Origin of the sequence: Bacillus sp. FSL K6-3154 (assembly GCF_040869395.1) — a bacterium.
Taxonomy (GTDB): Bacteria; Bacillota; Bacilli; order Bacillales; family Bacillaceae; genus Bacillus; species Bacillus safensis.
This window is the reverse complement of the sequence record NZ_CP152033.1, coordinates 39,972-55,137: the sequence shown is the minus strand read 5'-3', so window position 1 is coordinate 55,137 and position 15,166 is coordinate 39,972. Positions and strand designations below refer to the sequence as shown.

At 41.6% G+C, this 15,166-nt stretch carries 17 protein-coding genes; all 17 read left to right on the top strand.

What is annotated here, in order from left to right:
* The first annotated feature begins 165 nt into the window (after positions 1-165).
* The 17 genes from folE to hisC all read left to right on the top strand — a co-directional run bounded on the left by folE (position 166) and on the right by hisC (position 15,057).
* Positions 166-735, top strand: coding sequence for a GTP cyclohydrolase I FolE (folE, locus tag MHH61_RS00315; protein ID WP_003215789.1), 570 nt, complete (start codon positions 166-168; stop codon positions 733-735).
* A gap of 24 nt (positions 736-759) precedes the next feature.
* A complete protein-coding gene (mtrB, locus tag MHH61_RS00310) occupies positions 760-990 on the top strand; it encodes a trp RNA-binding attenuation protein MtrB (RefSeq protein ID WP_008344541.1) in 231 nt (76 codons plus the stop codon).
* A 114-nt stretch (positions 991-1,104) separates the two neighbouring features.
* Complete coding sequence (locus tag MHH61_RS00305; protein WP_024422811.1) at positions 1,105-1,872, top strand: heptaprenyl diphosphate synthase component 1; 768 nt, start codon at positions 1,105-1,107, stop codon at positions 1,870-1,872.
* A gap of 3 nt (positions 1,873-1,875) precedes the next feature.
* Complete coding sequence (locus MHH61_RS00300; protein WP_024422810.1) at positions 1,876-2,580, top strand: demethylmenaquinone methyltransferase; 705 nt, start codon at positions 1,876-1,878, stop codon at positions 2,578-2,580.
* A gap of 24 nt (positions 2,581-2,604) precedes the next feature.
* Positions 2,605-3,567 (top strand): heptaprenyl diphosphate synthase component II, encoded by a 963-nt coding sequence (gene hepT / locus MHH61_RS00295; RefSeq protein ID WP_024422809.1) that lies wholly within the window; start codon positions 2,605-2,607, stop codon positions 3,565-3,567.
* A 129-nt stretch (positions 3,568-3,696) separates the two neighbouring features.
* Positions 3,697-4,143, top strand: a complete 447-nt coding sequence (gene ndk / locus MHH61_RS00290; protein ID WP_024422808.1) for a nucleoside-diphosphate kinase — start codon at positions 3,697-3,699, stop codon at positions 4,141-4,143.
* 145 nt (positions 4,144-4,288) lie between these two features.
* Positions 4,289-5,068, top strand: a complete 780-nt coding sequence (locus MHH61_RS00285) for a protein-glutamate O-methyltransferase CheR (protein WP_024422807.1) — start codon at positions 4,289-4,291, stop codon at positions 5,066-5,068.
* Between the two features lie 73 nt (positions 5,069-5,141).
* Positions 5,142-6,314: a chorismate synthase gene (gene aroC / locus MHH61_RS00280; RefSeq protein ID WP_024422806.1), complete on the top strand. Its 1,173-nt coding sequence runs from the start codon at positions 5,142-5,144 to the stop codon at positions 6,312-6,314.
* The gene (aroB, locus tag MHH61_RS00275) at positions 6,314-7,405 is read left to right on the top strand and encodes a 3-dehydroquinate synthase (protein WP_087978026.1); all 1,092 of its coding nucleotides are present in this window, start codon (positions 6,314-6,316) and stop codon (positions 7,403-7,405) included. The genes aroC and aroB overlap by 1 nt, the downstream gene beginning before the upstream one ends.
* A complete protein-coding gene (gene aroH / locus MHH61_RS00270; RefSeq protein WP_024422804.1) occupies positions 7,402-7,785 on the top strand; it encodes a chorismate mutase in 384 nt (127 codons plus the stop codon). The genes aroB and aroH overlap by 4 nt, the downstream gene beginning before the upstream one ends.
* A 231-nt stretch (positions 7,786-8,016) precedes the next feature.
* Positions 8,017-9,564 (top strand): anthranilate synthase component I, encoded by a 1,548-nt coding sequence (gene trpE, locus MHH61_RS00265; protein ID WP_125587286.1) that lies wholly within the window; start codon positions 8,017-8,019, stop codon positions 9,562-9,564.
* The gene (trpD, locus tag MHH61_RS00260) at positions 9,536-10,558 is read left to right on the top strand and encodes an anthranilate phosphoribosyltransferase (protein WP_125587287.1); all 1,023 of its coding nucleotides are present in this window, start codon (positions 9,536-9,538) and stop codon (positions 10,556-10,558) included. The genes trpE and trpD overlap by 29 nt, the downstream gene beginning before the upstream one ends.
* Complete coding sequence (gene trpC, locus MHH61_RS00255) at positions 10,551-11,303, top strand: indole-3-glycerol phosphate synthase TrpC (protein ID WP_125587288.1); 753 nt, start codon at positions 10,551-10,553, stop codon at positions 11,301-11,303. Before trpD ends, trpC begins: the two co-directional genes overlap by 8 nt.
* Positions 11,300-11,968, top strand: coding sequence for a phosphoribosylanthranilate isomerase (locus MHH61_RS00250; protein ID WP_251215193.1), 669 nt, complete (start codon positions 11,300-11,302; stop codon positions 11,966-11,968). The genes trpC and MHH61_RS00250 overlap by 4 nt, the downstream gene beginning before the upstream one ends.
* Positions 11,949-13,148, top strand: a complete 1,200-nt coding sequence (trpB, locus tag MHH61_RS00245) for a tryptophan synthase subunit beta (RefSeq protein WP_125587290.1) — start codon at positions 11,949-11,951, stop codon at positions 13,146-13,148. The genes MHH61_RS00250 and trpB overlap by 20 nt, the downstream gene beginning before the upstream one ends.
* Positions 13,145-13,948 (top strand): tryptophan synthase subunit alpha, encoded by an 804-nt coding sequence (trpA, locus tag MHH61_RS00240; protein WP_056767134.1) that lies wholly within the window; start codon positions 13,145-13,147, stop codon positions 13,946-13,948. The genes trpB and trpA overlap by 4 nt, the downstream gene beginning before the upstream one ends.
* Positions 13,949-13,959: 11 nt before the next feature.
* Positions 13,960-15,057 carry a histidinol-phosphate transaminase gene (hisC, locus tag MHH61_RS00235; RefSeq protein ID WP_125587291.1) on the top strand — a complete coding sequence of 366 codons (1,098 nt, stop codon included), beginning with the start codon at positions 13,960-13,962 and terminating at the stop codon, positions 15,055-15,057.
* The last annotated feature ends 109 nt before the right edge of the window (positions 15,058-15,166 follow it).

Genomic DNA, 15,166 nt, shown 5'->3' with positions numbered 1-15,166 from the left:
AGGAGTTATACATATACAGTTTCACACTGGTCTAGAAAAGCCCCTTTCATAAGGGGCTTTTCCTTTTGAATCAAAAGGTTCGTTTAGAACGCTCTCCTTTGCTTTTAGGATCTGAAGTGTGCTAGAATCTGAATGAAATGTAATCGCCTTTGGAGGATATAATACATGAGTGAAATAAATAAAGAATTAATCGAACACGCAGTACGCGATATATTAAAAGCAATCGGAGAAGATCCGGATCGTGAAGGACTTCTTGATACCCCAAAACGAGTCGCAAAAATGTATGAAGAAGTGTTCTCGGGATTAAATGAAGATCCAAAAGAACATTTTAAAACCATTTTTGGCGAAGACCACGAAGAACTCGTCCTTGTAAAAGATATTGCTTTCCATTCAATGTGTGAACACCACCTTGTGCCTTTCTACGGGAAAGCCCATGTCGCTTATATTCCGCGCGGAGGAAAAGTAACGGGACTTAGTAAGCTGGCAAGAGCTGTAGAAGCCGTGGCTAAACGCCCGCAGCTTCAGGAACGCATTACATCAACCATTGCAGATAGTATGGTGGAAACACTTAATCCGCATGGCGTGATGATTGTCGTTGAAGCAGAGCATATGTGTATGACGATGCGCGGAGTGAAAAAGCCAGGCGCTAAAACAGTGACCTCAGCAGTCCGCGGCACATTTGCAAATGATGCAGCCGCAAGAGCAGAAGTGCTTTCCTTTATTAAAAACGACTAATTCAATAGATGGAAGGTGAACAAAATGAGTGAAAATAAAGCATCTGATTTTGTGGTGATTAAAGCCATTGATAATGGTGTAAACGTCATCGGCCTGACAAGAGGCTCTGATACAAGATTTCACCATTCCGAGAAACTCGATAAAGGTGAAGTGATCATTGCACAATTTACTGAGCATACGTCAGCGATCAAAGTAAGAGGCGATGCTGTCATTCAAACAAGCTTCGGCGAAATTCAAAGCGAAGCAAAGAAATAAAGAACTTGTAGCACTTGATAGCATAAAAGTGAGAGCTGATATGGTATAATAAATCTCTATACAATGTGCAGGTCTACATATGAAACTGTAATTTTTGGGACAAGGGTGATATCTTTGCAAGACATCTACGGAATTTTATCTAATCTAAATATAAAATTAAATAAAAAGCTTTCTCATCCTTATTTGGCGAAGCATTTACGCGCACCACTCATCGATGAAGATAAGCTCCTTCTTTTTCATGCAATGTTTGAAGAAGCTCAAATTGATGCAGAGAAAAAAGAAAATTATATTTTAACGGCGATGCTTGTGCAAATTGCCCTTGATACCCATGACGAAGTCACAACTGCTGCAGCCATCAAGCAAGACGAATTCAAAAATCGTCAGCTGACCATCCTGGCAGGAGACTATTTCAGCGGTCTCTATTATTCTCTTCTCTCTGACATGAAAGACATTTATATGATCCGCACGCTCGCTACGGCGATCAAAGAGATCAATGAACATAAAATTAGACTGTATGACCGGTCCATTCAAGATGCAGCGCACTTTTACAAAAGTGTAGCTACAGTTGAATCTGCGCTTTTCCAAAGGATTTCTGAGCATTTTCAATTAACGCATTGGAATGAGATTGCAAGTCGTTTTCTTGTTTATAAACGCTTCATGAAACAAGCAGAAAATGACAAACATTTAAAACTTTTTTTGAACGATCGTTATACGGACGCCTATTCGTGCTTTGACAATTTTGAGAATGAAGGCTATGAAAAGGCCAAACGAACGATCAAGGAGCATCTTGTTTCATCTCCGGTCGTTCAAAAAGAGCTATTAAATCGCTTGGATCATATGAAAAATGAGCCTGCGTACCATCAGAAAGTGGAAGAAGGGTAAGTCATGCAGCAATCAAAAGAACAGCGAGTACACGGTGTATTTGAAAAAATTTATAAAAACTATGATCAAATGAACTCTGTCATCAGCTTTAAACAGCATAAAAAATGGCGCGATAAAACAATGAAACTTATGAATGTGCAAAAAGGGTCTAAAGCATTAGATGTATGCTGCGGGACAGCCGATTGGACAATTGCGCTTGCAGATGCTGTTGGAGAAAAAGGCGAGGTCAAAGGCCTTGATTTCAGTAAAAACATGCTGAGTGTTGGAGAAACGAAGGTGAAGACTGGGGGCTACAAACAAATTGAATTGCTTCATGGCAATGCGATGGAGCTCCCTTTTGAGGACAACTCATTTGATTATGTCACCATCGGTTTTGGACTTAGAAACGTTCCTGATTATTTAACGGTGTTAAAGGAAATGACAAGAGTAGTGAAGCCTGGCGGAATGGTTGTCTGTCTGGAGACTTCACAGCCTGAGATGATCGGCTTTAAACAGGGCTACTACATCTATTTCAAATACATTATGCCGCTCTTTGGTAAATTGTTTGCCAAAAGCTATCAGGAGTATTCATGGCTTCAAGAATCAGCCAAAACGTTCCCTGGCATGAAAGAGCTGGCGGCTCTGTTCGAAGAGGCCGGGTTGTCTGATGTCTCGTATCATCCATTTACAGGCGGTGTAGCAGCAACACATATCGGAAAGAAGCTTTGAATAAACGATATTTGGGTGAAGATAATGAAACTAAAAGCAATGATCTCTTTTTTAAATCATGATATCGATATAATTGAAAAAGAGCTTGAACAAACAGTTCGCTCTGATTATGCATTATTAAGTGAAGCAGGTCTTCATTTGCTGCAAGCGGGCGGAAAACGAATCCGCCCCGTTTTTGTTCTCCTTTCAGGCATGTTTGGTGACTATGACATTAATAAAATTAAATATGTTGCCGTTGCCCTCGAGCTGATTCATATGGCATCACTTGTTCACGATGATGTCATTGATGATGCAGAGCTGAGAAGAGGCAAACCAACGATAAAGGCAAAATGGGATAACAGAATTGCCATGTACACAGGGGATTATATGTTTGCAAGATCACTTGAATACATGACAAAAATCAATCACCCAATGGCACATGAAATTTTGTCAAAAATGGTCGTCGAGCTTTGTCTTGGTGAGATAGAGCAAGTGAAAGATAAATATAATATGGATCAAAACCTGCGTACATATTTAAGAAGAATCAAACGAAAAACAGCCTTGCTCATTGCAGGCAGCTGTCAATTAGGCGCCATTGCAGCAGGTACAGATGAAAAAACACATAAAGCCCTCTATTGGTTTGGATACTATGTTGGCATGTCCTATCAAATCATTGATGATGTCCTTGATTTCACATCAACTGAAGAAGAGCTGGGCAAGCCTGTTGGAGGAGACCTTTTACAAGGGAATGTCACACTCCCAGTCTTATATGCACTGAAAAATCCGACGCTAGAAGGTCAATTGAAGCTGATCAATAGTGAAACGACGGAGAAGCAGCTAGAGCCTGTCATTGAAAGCCTCAAACAAACAGATGCGATCGACCGCTCGATTCGAGTGAGTGAAATGTATTTGAAAAAAGCTTTTGAACAGCTCGACAAACTTCCTAGAGGACGAGCGAGAACGTCACTCGCCTCCATTGCAAAATATATTGGGAAACGAAAATTCTAATCAACGTGATGTTGATTGGTTTTTTTGTGAAATTTTTTGTCAAAAATTGATTATTATAAAAAAAAATGATACGATCACTTTGTAACAATGTAAGCCTATACATACATAACGACGGGGTGGAAAACGTATATGGACAAAACATTTCTTATGGTCAAACCTGATGGTGTGGAAAGACAATTAATCGGTGACATTGTGTCAAGATTCGAAAAAAAGGGGCTTCAGCTTGTTGGTGCAAAACTAATGAGTATACCAAAGGAAGTAGCAGAAACCCATTACGGAGAGCATAAAGAAAAACCGTTTTTCGGGGAATTGGTTGACTTTATTACGTCAGGACCTGTATTTGCAATGGTATGGCAAGGTGAACAGGTAGTAGACGTAACAAGACAGATTATCGGCAAAACAAATCCAAAGGAAGCGCTTCCAGGCACAATAAGAGGAGACTATGGATTGACTGTTGGGAAAAACATTATCCATGGGTCAGACTCACCAGAAAGTGCTGAAAGAGAAATTAACTTATTCTTCAAACAAGAAGAACTCACAAGCTGGGATCAAACCATCTCAAGCTGGATTTATTAAGTTTCAAGCCAAGGTGTTCATCTAATGAGCACTTTGGCTTTTTTTATATTGAACTTTCTACACGAAATTTCTCGTGAGAAGATACAAATTTTCGATAAAAACAGCTATACTAGGACAAAGATAGATGAGACAGGAGAGGACATTGATGGATCCATATCAAGTATTTGTTGGAAAATGGAAAAAACTAACCGGGGTTGATCTAAATTTATATAAAGAAGCACAAATGAAACGGAGATTAACCTCACTTTATGATAAAAAAGGATATAAAGATTTTGAAGCATTCGCGGCCGCGCTTGAAAAGGACAGAGCATTATTAGATGAGACGATGGACCGCATGACGATAAATGTGTCAGAATTTTACCGAAACTATCAGCGCTGGGAAGTACTTGATCAAAAAATCCTGCCGCTGCTTTCGAAAAATGGCGGCACCTTAAAGATTTGGAGTGCAGCATGTTCGACAGGAGAGGAGCCATATACACTCTCCATGCTGCTGTCAAGCCATCCTCTTGTGAAAGACTTCCAAATTATTGCAACTGATATTGATGATAAAGTTCTGCAGTCAGCTCAAAAAGGCAGATATCATGAACGCTCTCTGCAAGAGGTGCCAGATCATATCAAGCAAAAATATTTCACAAAAGAAGATTCTTCATTTTACACTGTGAAGGATGAGGTTCGAAAGCATATTCAATTTAAGAAGCACAACCTTTTAGCAGATCCATATGAAAAACAGCTTGACCTCATCGTCTGCCGAAATGTACTGATTTACTTTACTGAAGAGGCAAAAGAAGAAATTTACTTAAAAATGAGCAGCAGTTTAAAACAAAATGGCGTATTATTTGTTGGTTCTACAGAGCAAATTTTTCACCCAGAAAAGTTTGGACTGACATCTGCTGATACTTTCTTTTATCAAAAGAAGGGTATGTAGCTGACTTTTTAGTAGCAAGTGTGTTATTATATTTTTACTTAAAAGCGTTAATGCGATGAAGGGAGATTGAGTCATGAGGTACTTAACAGCAGGTGAATCACATGGTCCACAACTGACCACAATTATTGAAGGAGTTCCAGCGGGACTTTACATAGAGCAGGATGACATCAATTATGAATTGGCTAGAAGACAAAAAGGTCATGGCCGCGGAAGAAGAATGCAGATTGAAAAAGACCAGGCGAAAGTGTTAAGTGGTGTTCGCCACGGGAGAACATTAGGTTCCCCAATCGCACTTGTTGTTGAAAACAACGACTGGAAGCATTGGACAAAGGTGATGGGGGCAGAGCCGATCACGGAAGAAGAAGAAAGTGAAATGAAGCGTCAAATCTCCCGTCCAAGACCAGGACATGCGGATTTAAATGGGGCGATCAAATATGGACACCGTGATATGAGAAACGTATTAGAGCGCTCATCAGCCCGCGAGACAACTGTTCGCGTAGCAGCAGGCGCAGTTGCCAAACAAATCTTGGCGCATCTAGGGATTAAAGTAGCTGGCCACGTTCTTGAAATTGGCGGAGTGAAAGCAGCTCATACAGCATATGAGTCTATTGAAGATTTGCAGAAGGTAACAGAAGAATCACCTGTTCGCTGCTATGACAGTGAAGCAGGTCAGAAAATGATGGATGCAATTGATGAAGCGAAGAAAAACGGCGATTCAATTGGCGGAATTGTTGAAGTCATCGTTGAAGGGATGCCAGTTGGGGTTGGCAGCTATGTTCATTACGACCGTAAATTGGACAGCAAGCTTGCTGGTGCTGTACTTAGTATCAACGCTTTTAAAGGGGTTGAATTCGGTATTGGCTTCGAGGCAGCCTCTAAAAATGGCAGTGAGGTCCATGATGAAATCATCTGGGATGAAGAAAAGGGCTATACGAGAAAAACAAATCGCCTAGGTGGTCTTGAAGGCGGAATGTCAACGGGTATGCCAATTGTCGTAAGAGGGGTTATGAAACCAATCCCAACGCTTTATAAGCCGCTTCAAAGCGTTGACATTGAAACAAAAGAACCTTTCTCTGCAAGTATTGAACGATCTGACAGCTGTGCTGTTCCTGCTGCAAGTGTTGTTGCAGAAGCAGTCGTTGCATGGGAAATTGCCAATGCAGTTGTGGAGCAGTTTGGCCTTGACCAAATCGACCGCATTAAAGAAAATGTTGAGAAAATGCGCCAGCTTCAGAGGGAATTTTAATGAAAACACTGGAAGTTAAGACGTCTTCAGCCACTTATCCTGTATTTATCGGTGATGGGATTAAACGCAATATCGTCGACTTGATAACTTCCACTGGGCATTCCTATACGAAGCTCTTAATCGTCACAGATGCAGCTGTTGATGCCATTTATGGTGATGAGATGGTTCGCTTACTTCAGCAGAAGTGGCCAGTGAACAAAGTGGTTGTGCCGAGCGGAGAGCAGTCGAAATCCTTTGCCGAATTTGAGCATATTCATACGAAAGCCATTCAATTTCAGCTTGATCGTTCCTCCTGCATCATTGCGCTGGGAGGCGGCGTGATTGGAGATTTGGCTGGCTTTGCTGCTGCCACTTATATGAGAGGCATTGATTTTATCCAAGTGCCGACGACGCTGCTGGCACATGATAGTGCAGTTGGCGGGAAAACAGGGATCAACCATCCGCTCGGTAAAAATTTAATCGGTGCGTTTCATCAGCCGAAAGCTGTGATCTATGATACTAGTATGCTTGAGACACTATCTCAAATTGAACGAAGATCAGGTTTTGCAGAAGTCATCAAACATGCACTGATTTCAAGTGAAGAATTTTTATCAGAACTCATGGCCATTCGTTCTTTGACGGATTTATCAAAAAGCGAGCTGGCACATATGCTGTATCAAGGCATTCAAGTCAAAGCGTCTATCGTTCAAGAAGATGAAAAAGAACAAGGTGTGCGTGCATTTTTGAATTTAGGCCATACACTCGGGCATGCCATTGAAGCAGAGTATGGATATGGCGCCATCACACACGGAGATGCCATTGCAATCGGCATGCAGTTTGCGCTGTATGTGAGCGAAAAGCAGCTGGGACTCAGCCTTAATCGTTTGGAACTAAAAGAGTGGATGAAAGAGCTCGGGTTCCCTGTACAAGTCACACAAGATATTTCCACAAAAACTTTTGTTGACCGGATGATTGGAGATAAAAAGGCAAGGGGCGGCAGTGTTCAATTTGTTTTATTAAAACAGGTTGGAGACGTCACCTTGCAGTCTTTCACAAAAGATGAGCTGCACTACTGGCTCGAAGAATGGAAACGGGAGGAGGGATGTCTATGATGTTTCGCGGGATACGTGGGGCTACAACTGTAATAGAAGATACAGAAACAGAAGTGTTAAACAAAACGAAACAGCTATTAGAAGCGATCATTTCAAGAAACCAAGTAGATCCAGAACGTGTCGTGCAGATCTTGATTTCAGCTACACAAGATATTCACTCCGTTTTTCCGGCAAAAGCACTTCGTCAGTTTGAAGGATGGACATATGTACCAGTTACTTGCATGCAGGAACTGGACATTGATGGCGGTTTAAAGCAATGTATTCGTGTCTTAATGACTGTCCAGACGGATACAAAGCAGGAAGACATACAGCATGTATACTTGGAAGAAGCTGTGACGCTTCGCCCTGATTTACAGTTGACAAAAAACAAGGAATTATAATACGATATGAACAGCCGAAGTTTACACACAGGTGTAAACGGCATTGCAAGCTTAGAGAAGATGAGAATGAGACTAGGGTAGTTGAGATGAGTAGAGTTGAGCAGAGATACGATACTTCTATTTAATCATACTGCCTAAAAGAGCAATCCTCTTTTAGGCTTATTTCGTATACTCATACAAACCCTCTATATGTCCCCTCATTCTCCTTAATCCCATTTAAGGAGTGTGCTTATGAATTCCCAATCAAACCTGACCCAATTTTTAAAGGACAGTGAGTCCTACAAAACGATCCCAATTGTTGAAACCATTACAGTCGATACGCTCTCACCGATTCAAATTGTTGAAAAACTTAAACAAGATATTGTGTATTTGCTAGAAAGCAAAGATGAGTCTTCCAGCTGGTCGAGATATTCCTTCATTGGATTGCACCCGTTTTTAACCTTACATGATGACCAAAACAAATACGTTGCACGTGACGCTGCGGGGCAGGAAGTCATGCAAAAGCAAGAGCTGAAAGAACTGCTGGATTGGATGAAAGAGCAATATCAAATCAAAACGCCAGATATTGATATCCCATTTACAGGCGGGGCTGTTGGGTACTTAAGCTACGATCTGATCCCAAACATTGAACCTTCTGTCAGGCCTCACCGCAGCGCATCGCTGGCAGAAAATTGCACATTATTTGTCTGCCAAACGATGATTGCCTTTGATCATGTAACCAATCATGTTCATTTTATCCAATACACTCAGCTGGCCGGACATGAAACAGAAGACGAAAAAATTCGAGCTTACAAAGAAAATCAAAAACAGCTTGAACAGATGATTCACAAGCTCCATTCAAAGGTTGATATGAAAGAACTAATTTTATCAGGGAATATGAATGAGCCGCCATCCTTTGAACATGTGACGTCAACCTATGAAAAAGCGCAATTTTTAAAAGACGTAGAAAAAATCAAAGAATACATTCGAGCAGGTGACATTTTTCAAGGCGTACTCTCGCAGCGATTTGATATCCCTGTATCAGTGAGTTCATTTGAGTTATACCGCGTGCTTCGGATTGTGAATCCATCTCCTTATATGTATTTTATGAAATTAAAAGATCGTGATTTAGTCGGCAGCTCGCCAGAACGATTAATCCATGCCAAAAATGGGCATTTAGAAATTCATCCTATTGCTGGCACTAGAAAACGAGGAACAACAAGAGAAGAGGATGCTGAACTAGCAAGAGAGCTGCTTGAAGATGAAAAGGAAAAAGCCGAGCATTACATGTTAGTGGATCTTGCCAGAAATGATGTAGGCCGTGTGGCAGAATACGGCAGTGTGTCCGTACCAACCTTTACAAAAGTAGTGAACTTCTCTCATGTCATGCACATCATCTCCATTGTGACAGGAAAGCTAAAGCGGGATACACATCCAGTTGATGCGCTCATGTCCGCATTCCCAGCAGGCACATTAACAGGTGCCCCGAAAATAAGAGCGATGCAATTATTAAATGAAATGGAGCCTGAGCCAAGGGAAACGTATGGCGGCTGTATTGCTTATATTGGATTCGACGGCAATATCGACTCCTGTATTACGATTCGTACGATGAGCGTCAAAAATCATACCGCTTCTATACAAGCAGGCGCCGGCATTGTGGCTGATTCTGTCCCAGAAAATGAATGGGAAGAGACCTGTAACAAGGCAGGAGCACTTCTGAAAGCCATTCAGCTTGCGGAACATATTTTCTCAGAAAAGGAGAGTGTGCAGGATGAATCACCGACTATCAGCTCTTGTTAATGGAGGCTTTCTATCAGAAAATGAAGCAAATAAACTCATGCAAGATATGATGAGCGGCTTTTTAACAGATGCTGAAGTCGCTGCGAGTCTCTCGATTTTAGCGCATAGAGGAGAAACCGCTGAAGAAATGACGGGTTTTGTGAAAGCCATGCGGCAAAATGCAGCACCAATGGAACGAGCGCTTGATGTAGTAGATACTTGCGGCACAGGAGGCGATGGACTCTCCACCTTTAATATATCAACTGCGGCTGCCATTGTCGCTTCCGCTGCTGGAGCCAAAATCGCCAAACACGGAAATCGATCAGTTTCTTCTAAAAGCGGGAGTGCCGATGTACTAGAGTGTCTTGGGATTCATATTCAATCCACACCAGAAGAAACAAGAAGACAAATACAAGAGAAAAACATGGGCTTTTTATTTGCACCATTGTATCATTCATCTATGAAACAAGTAGCCGCAGTCCGCAAGCAGCTCGGCTTCCGGACGGTATTTAATCTCTTAGGCCCGCTTTGCCACCCAATGCAAGCCAAAAAGCAAATCATCGGTGTTTACTCAAAGGAAAAGGCAAAATTGATGGCAGAAGCCCTTGCACCGTTAGAGCCAGAACATGTGCTGTTTGTTTGCGGAGAAGATGGACTGGATGAATTAACGATTACAGCAAATTCATATGTGATTGAACTCAAAAAAGATGTCATGACAGAATATACACTAAACCCAGAAGACTTTGGGCTGCAAAAAGGATCTTTATCAGAAATTCAGGTCCAATCACCGGAAGAGAGTGCTAAATTGATTCAGAATATATTGAATCATCAAACAGAAGGGGCGCCGCTTCATATTACAGCCCTGAATGCTGGAGCGGCTTTATATGTCGCAGGGAAGTCAGAAAGCCTCATGGCCGGAACATTAAAAGCGATTGAAACGATTAAAAACGGCGCAGCCAAAGAACAATTGGCTCGTTTAAAACAAAAAACGAGAGAGGAAGAGATCTATGCTTAATCAAATCATTGCCCGCAAAAAAGAACATATCCAAACATTGCAGTTACCAGTAGATGGACACTTTGAAAGACGATCATTTAAAGATGCACTCATGAATCCTCATCGCTCAATTGGTCTCATTGCGGAGGTGAAAAAAGCGTCTCCTTCCAAAGGAATCATTCAACCGAATTTTGATCCTTTACAAACAGCAAAAGCTTACGAAAAATCAAACGCTGATTGCTTATCTGTTTTAACGGATGAACCGTTCTTTCAAGGGAAAAACGAATACTTATCCCTCATTAAAAAACACGTAGATCGTCCAATTTTAAGAAAAGATTTCATCATTGACTCCATACAGGTAGAAGAGTCAAGACGTATAGGGGCAGATGCCATTTTATTAATTGGAGAAGTAATTGAGCCGCAAAAGCTGCAAGAGCTCTATGCTGAAGCGAAAGAGAAAGGCCTTGATGTCCTTGTCGAAGTACATGCAGCAGATACACTGGAAAATATTTTAAAGTTGTTCACTCCTGAAATCATTGGAGTGAACAACCGGAATTTAAATACATTTACAACAACAGTCGAACAAACAAAAGAGATCGCACCCCTTGTTCCAAAAGATGTTTTACTAGTGAGTGAGAGCGGTATTCAAACATTTGATGATCTGGCCTTTGTGAAGAAACATGGAGCGGGTGCAGTTCTTGTAGGAGAATCATTAATGAGAGAGCAATCAAAAGAAAAAGCTGTTCAGACATTGTTTGGAGAATGAACAGGGTGAAGCCTTATGTAAAATATTGCGGGGCAGTATCACAAGATGATGTGGAATGTATTGCGCAATCTCACGCAGATGCCATTGGATTTATTTTTGCTCCAAGTAAAAGACAAGTCCAGCCAGATCAAGTGAAACAATGGCTCATCCAAACAAAGTGTGAGAAAAAAATTGCCGGTGTTTTTGTAAATGAAAAGATCGAAAAAGTGTGTGAGATCACAAAACATATACCTTTAGATATCGTACAGCTTCATGGAGATGAAACGCAGGATGACGCTAAAGAAATCAAACAACAAACAGGGGCTGACGTTTGGAAAGTGTTCCACCACGAATCCAATATCACAAACACGCTTGAAAAAATGACGGCATTTGCGCCTGTTGTCGATGGCTTCCTTATTGATGCGAAAGTAAAAGGGATGAGAGGCGGCTCTGGAACAGCTTTTGCTTGGGAGGCGGTGCCTGCATACGTTCAGCATGCAAAACGGCTGGAGAAAACTTGCATAATTGCAGGCGGCATCACACCAGAAACGATAGCAGAGCTCCTTGCCTATGGTCCAGAAGCGATCGATCTTTCAAGCGGAATAGAAGAAAACGGAAAGAAAAGCAGCGCTAAGATCGAAGCGCTCGAAGAAAGGATGTTAAATGATGTACGCATATCCAAATGAGATTGGCAGATACGGAGAATTCGGAGGGAAATTTGTCCCGGAAACGCTCATGCAGCCACTTGCAGAAATCGAGCAGGCATTTCGTGAATTAAAAGAAGACCCTGCTTTTCAAGCAGAATATGTATCACTACTTCGAAACTATTCAGGCAGACCAACTGCGCTTACATATGCTGACCAATTATCAGCATACCTCGGCGGGGCAAAAATCTATTTAAAAAGAGAAGATTTAAACCACACGGGTGCTCATAAAATTAACAATGCGCTTGGTCAGGCCCTGCTTGCGAAAAAAATGGGGAAATCAAACATCATCGCAGAAACAGGCGCGGGCCAGCACGGAGTAGCTGCTGCAACGGTGGCCGCTAAGTTCGGGTTATCCTGCACGGTATTTATGGGGAAAGAAGATGTGGAAAGACAATCACTCAATGTCTTCCGAATGAAACTGCTGGGCGCTGAAGTCATACCTGTCACAAGCGGAAATGGCACACTAAAAGATGCAACCAACGAAGCCATCCGCTATTGGGTTCAGCACTGCAGTGATCATTTTTATATGATCGGCTCCGTTGTAGGCCCTCATCCGTATCCTCAAATCGTCAGCGAGTTCCAGCGCATGATTGGTGATGAAGCAAAAGAGCAGCTGTTTGAAAAAGAAGGAAGACTTCCTCATAAAGTCATTGCCTGTGTTGGCGGCGGAAGTAATGCCATTGGAATGTACCGGGCATTTTTAGATGAAGAAGTAGATATCATTGGTGTAGAGGCAGCTGGAAAAGGAATCGATACGCCGCTCCATGCTGCAACCATCACGAAAGGAACCAAAGGTGTGATCCACGGGTCTTTGACATATTTAATTCAAGATGAATTTGGCCAAATTATTGAGCCATATTCTATTTCCGCTGGTTTAGATTATCCGGGAATTGGACCAGAACACGCATATTTACATGCGAGCGGGCGGGTTCAATATGTGAGTGCGACAGATCAAGAAGCACTAGATGCACTAAAGCTGCTGACTGAAAAAGAAGGAATTCTGCCAGCAATTGAATCTGCACATGCGCTAGCCAAAGCGTTTGAGGTAAGCAAGACGATGAATGAAGACGAAATCGTCCTTGTCTGCCTGTCAGGAAGAGGCGATAAGGATGTGCATACATTAATGAACGTGCTCGAAAGTGAGGGGAAAACAAAATGATTAGATTTCAATTAGAGCAAGGCGAAAAATTATTTATCCCATTTATCACAGCTGGAGATCCGTCAGAAGACATCACGATTGATTTAGCTATCTCCCTTCAAGCTGCCGGTGCACATGCGATTGAACTCGGTGTTCCTTATTCCGATCCATTAGCAGACGGTCCTGTCATTCAAAGAGCCTCCAAAAGAGCTCTAAATCATGGCATGAATATCGTAAAAGCGATAGAATTAGCAGGGAAGATGAAAAAAAACGGTGTAAAAATTCCTGTAATTCTATTTACGTATTATAATCCTGTGTTACAATTAGACACAGAATACTTTTTCGCTTTACTGCGCAAAAATCATATTTCGGGACTCTTAACACCCGACTTGCCGTTTGAAGAGAGCAGCGAGCTGCAAAAGAACTGTCAAACACATGACATTTCATATATTTCACTCGTTGCACCAACAAGCAAGGAACGATTAGTAAACATTGTAGAGCAGGCAGAAGGTTTTGTGTATTGTGTTTCATCTCTTGGTGTAACAGGTGTCAGACAATCCTTTGACGCGTCAATTACAGATTTTATTCAACAAGTGAAACAGCTGAGTCACATACCGGTTGCGGTCGGTTTTGGCATCTCAACAAGAGAGCAGGTAGACTCAATGAATAAACTGAGTGACGGTGTTGTTGTCGGAAGTGCACTTGTGAAAAAAATTGAAGAGCTTCAAGAACAATTGCTGGCAAGTGATACAAGTCAAGAGGCTTTAAGAGAATTTGAAACATATGCAAAAACATTTAGTCCCCTCTATTCATTCAAATGAGGTGAAACATTTTGCAAATCAAAGATCAATTAAAACAGCTAAAACCGTATCAACCTGGGAAACCAATTGAAGAGGTCAAAAAAGAATATCAATTAGACAAAATTGTGAAATTGGCTTCAAATGAAAACCCTTTTGGATGTTCTGTACATGCAAGAGAGGCAATACAAGCTGAGCTCGAACATTTAGCGATTTATCCTGATGGATACAGCGCAAGTTTAAGAACGGAGCTTGCTGAGTTTCTTCAAGTAAGTGAAAAACAATTAATTTTCGGGAACGGCTCAGATGAACTTGTGCAAATTATTGCGAGAGCTTTCCTTGACCAACATACAAATACCGTCATCCCATCTCCATCTTTTCCGCAATACCGTCACAATGCAGTGATTGAACATGCTGAAATTCGAGAAGTGCCTCTTTTAGAAGGAGGAGCTCACGATCTGAAGGGCATGCTGGATGCGATCGATGAAAACACGAAGGTTGTCTGGGTATGTAATCCAAATAACCCGACAGGAAATCATTTGTCAGAATCTGAGATTGTGGCGTTTTTAGACGAAGTGCCAGCTCACGTGCTTGTTGTTCTAGATGAAGCGTATTTTGAATACGTTCGTGCGGAAGATTTTCCAAACAGTTTATCTTTATTACACAATTATCAAAATGTCATTGTCCTTCGAACGTTTTCTAAAGCATATGGACTTGCAGCGCTTCGAGTAGGCTACGGAATTGCATCAGAAGAGCTGATTACTGCCATTGAACCAGCGAGAGAGCCGTTTAATACCAGCCGTATCGCTCAGGCAGCTGCTCGTGCAGCGATCAAAGATCAAGCTTTCATACAATCATGCAGACAAAAAAACGAAGCAGGTCTCAAGCAATATCAAGATTTTGCAGACCGTTTTGGACTATATATCTATCCATCTCAAACAAACTTTGTGCTGATTGATTTTAAAAGAGATGCAGATGAATTGTTCAATGCATTATTGAAAAAAGGTTACATTGTTCGTTCCGGTAAAGCACTTGGTTTTCCGACTTCTTTACGTATTACCGTCGGAACAAAAGAGCAAAATGAAGACATTCTAAGCACACTTGCCGATTTACTGCAAGGCATTCGTGCGTAGCATAACCATAAAGTCATATCCTAAGGCAGGATATGGCTTTCATTGTACCAACCTCAATACATATAAGCTGTTGAAATAGGTTGTTTAATTTTCGCGAAAAATCAGGTGA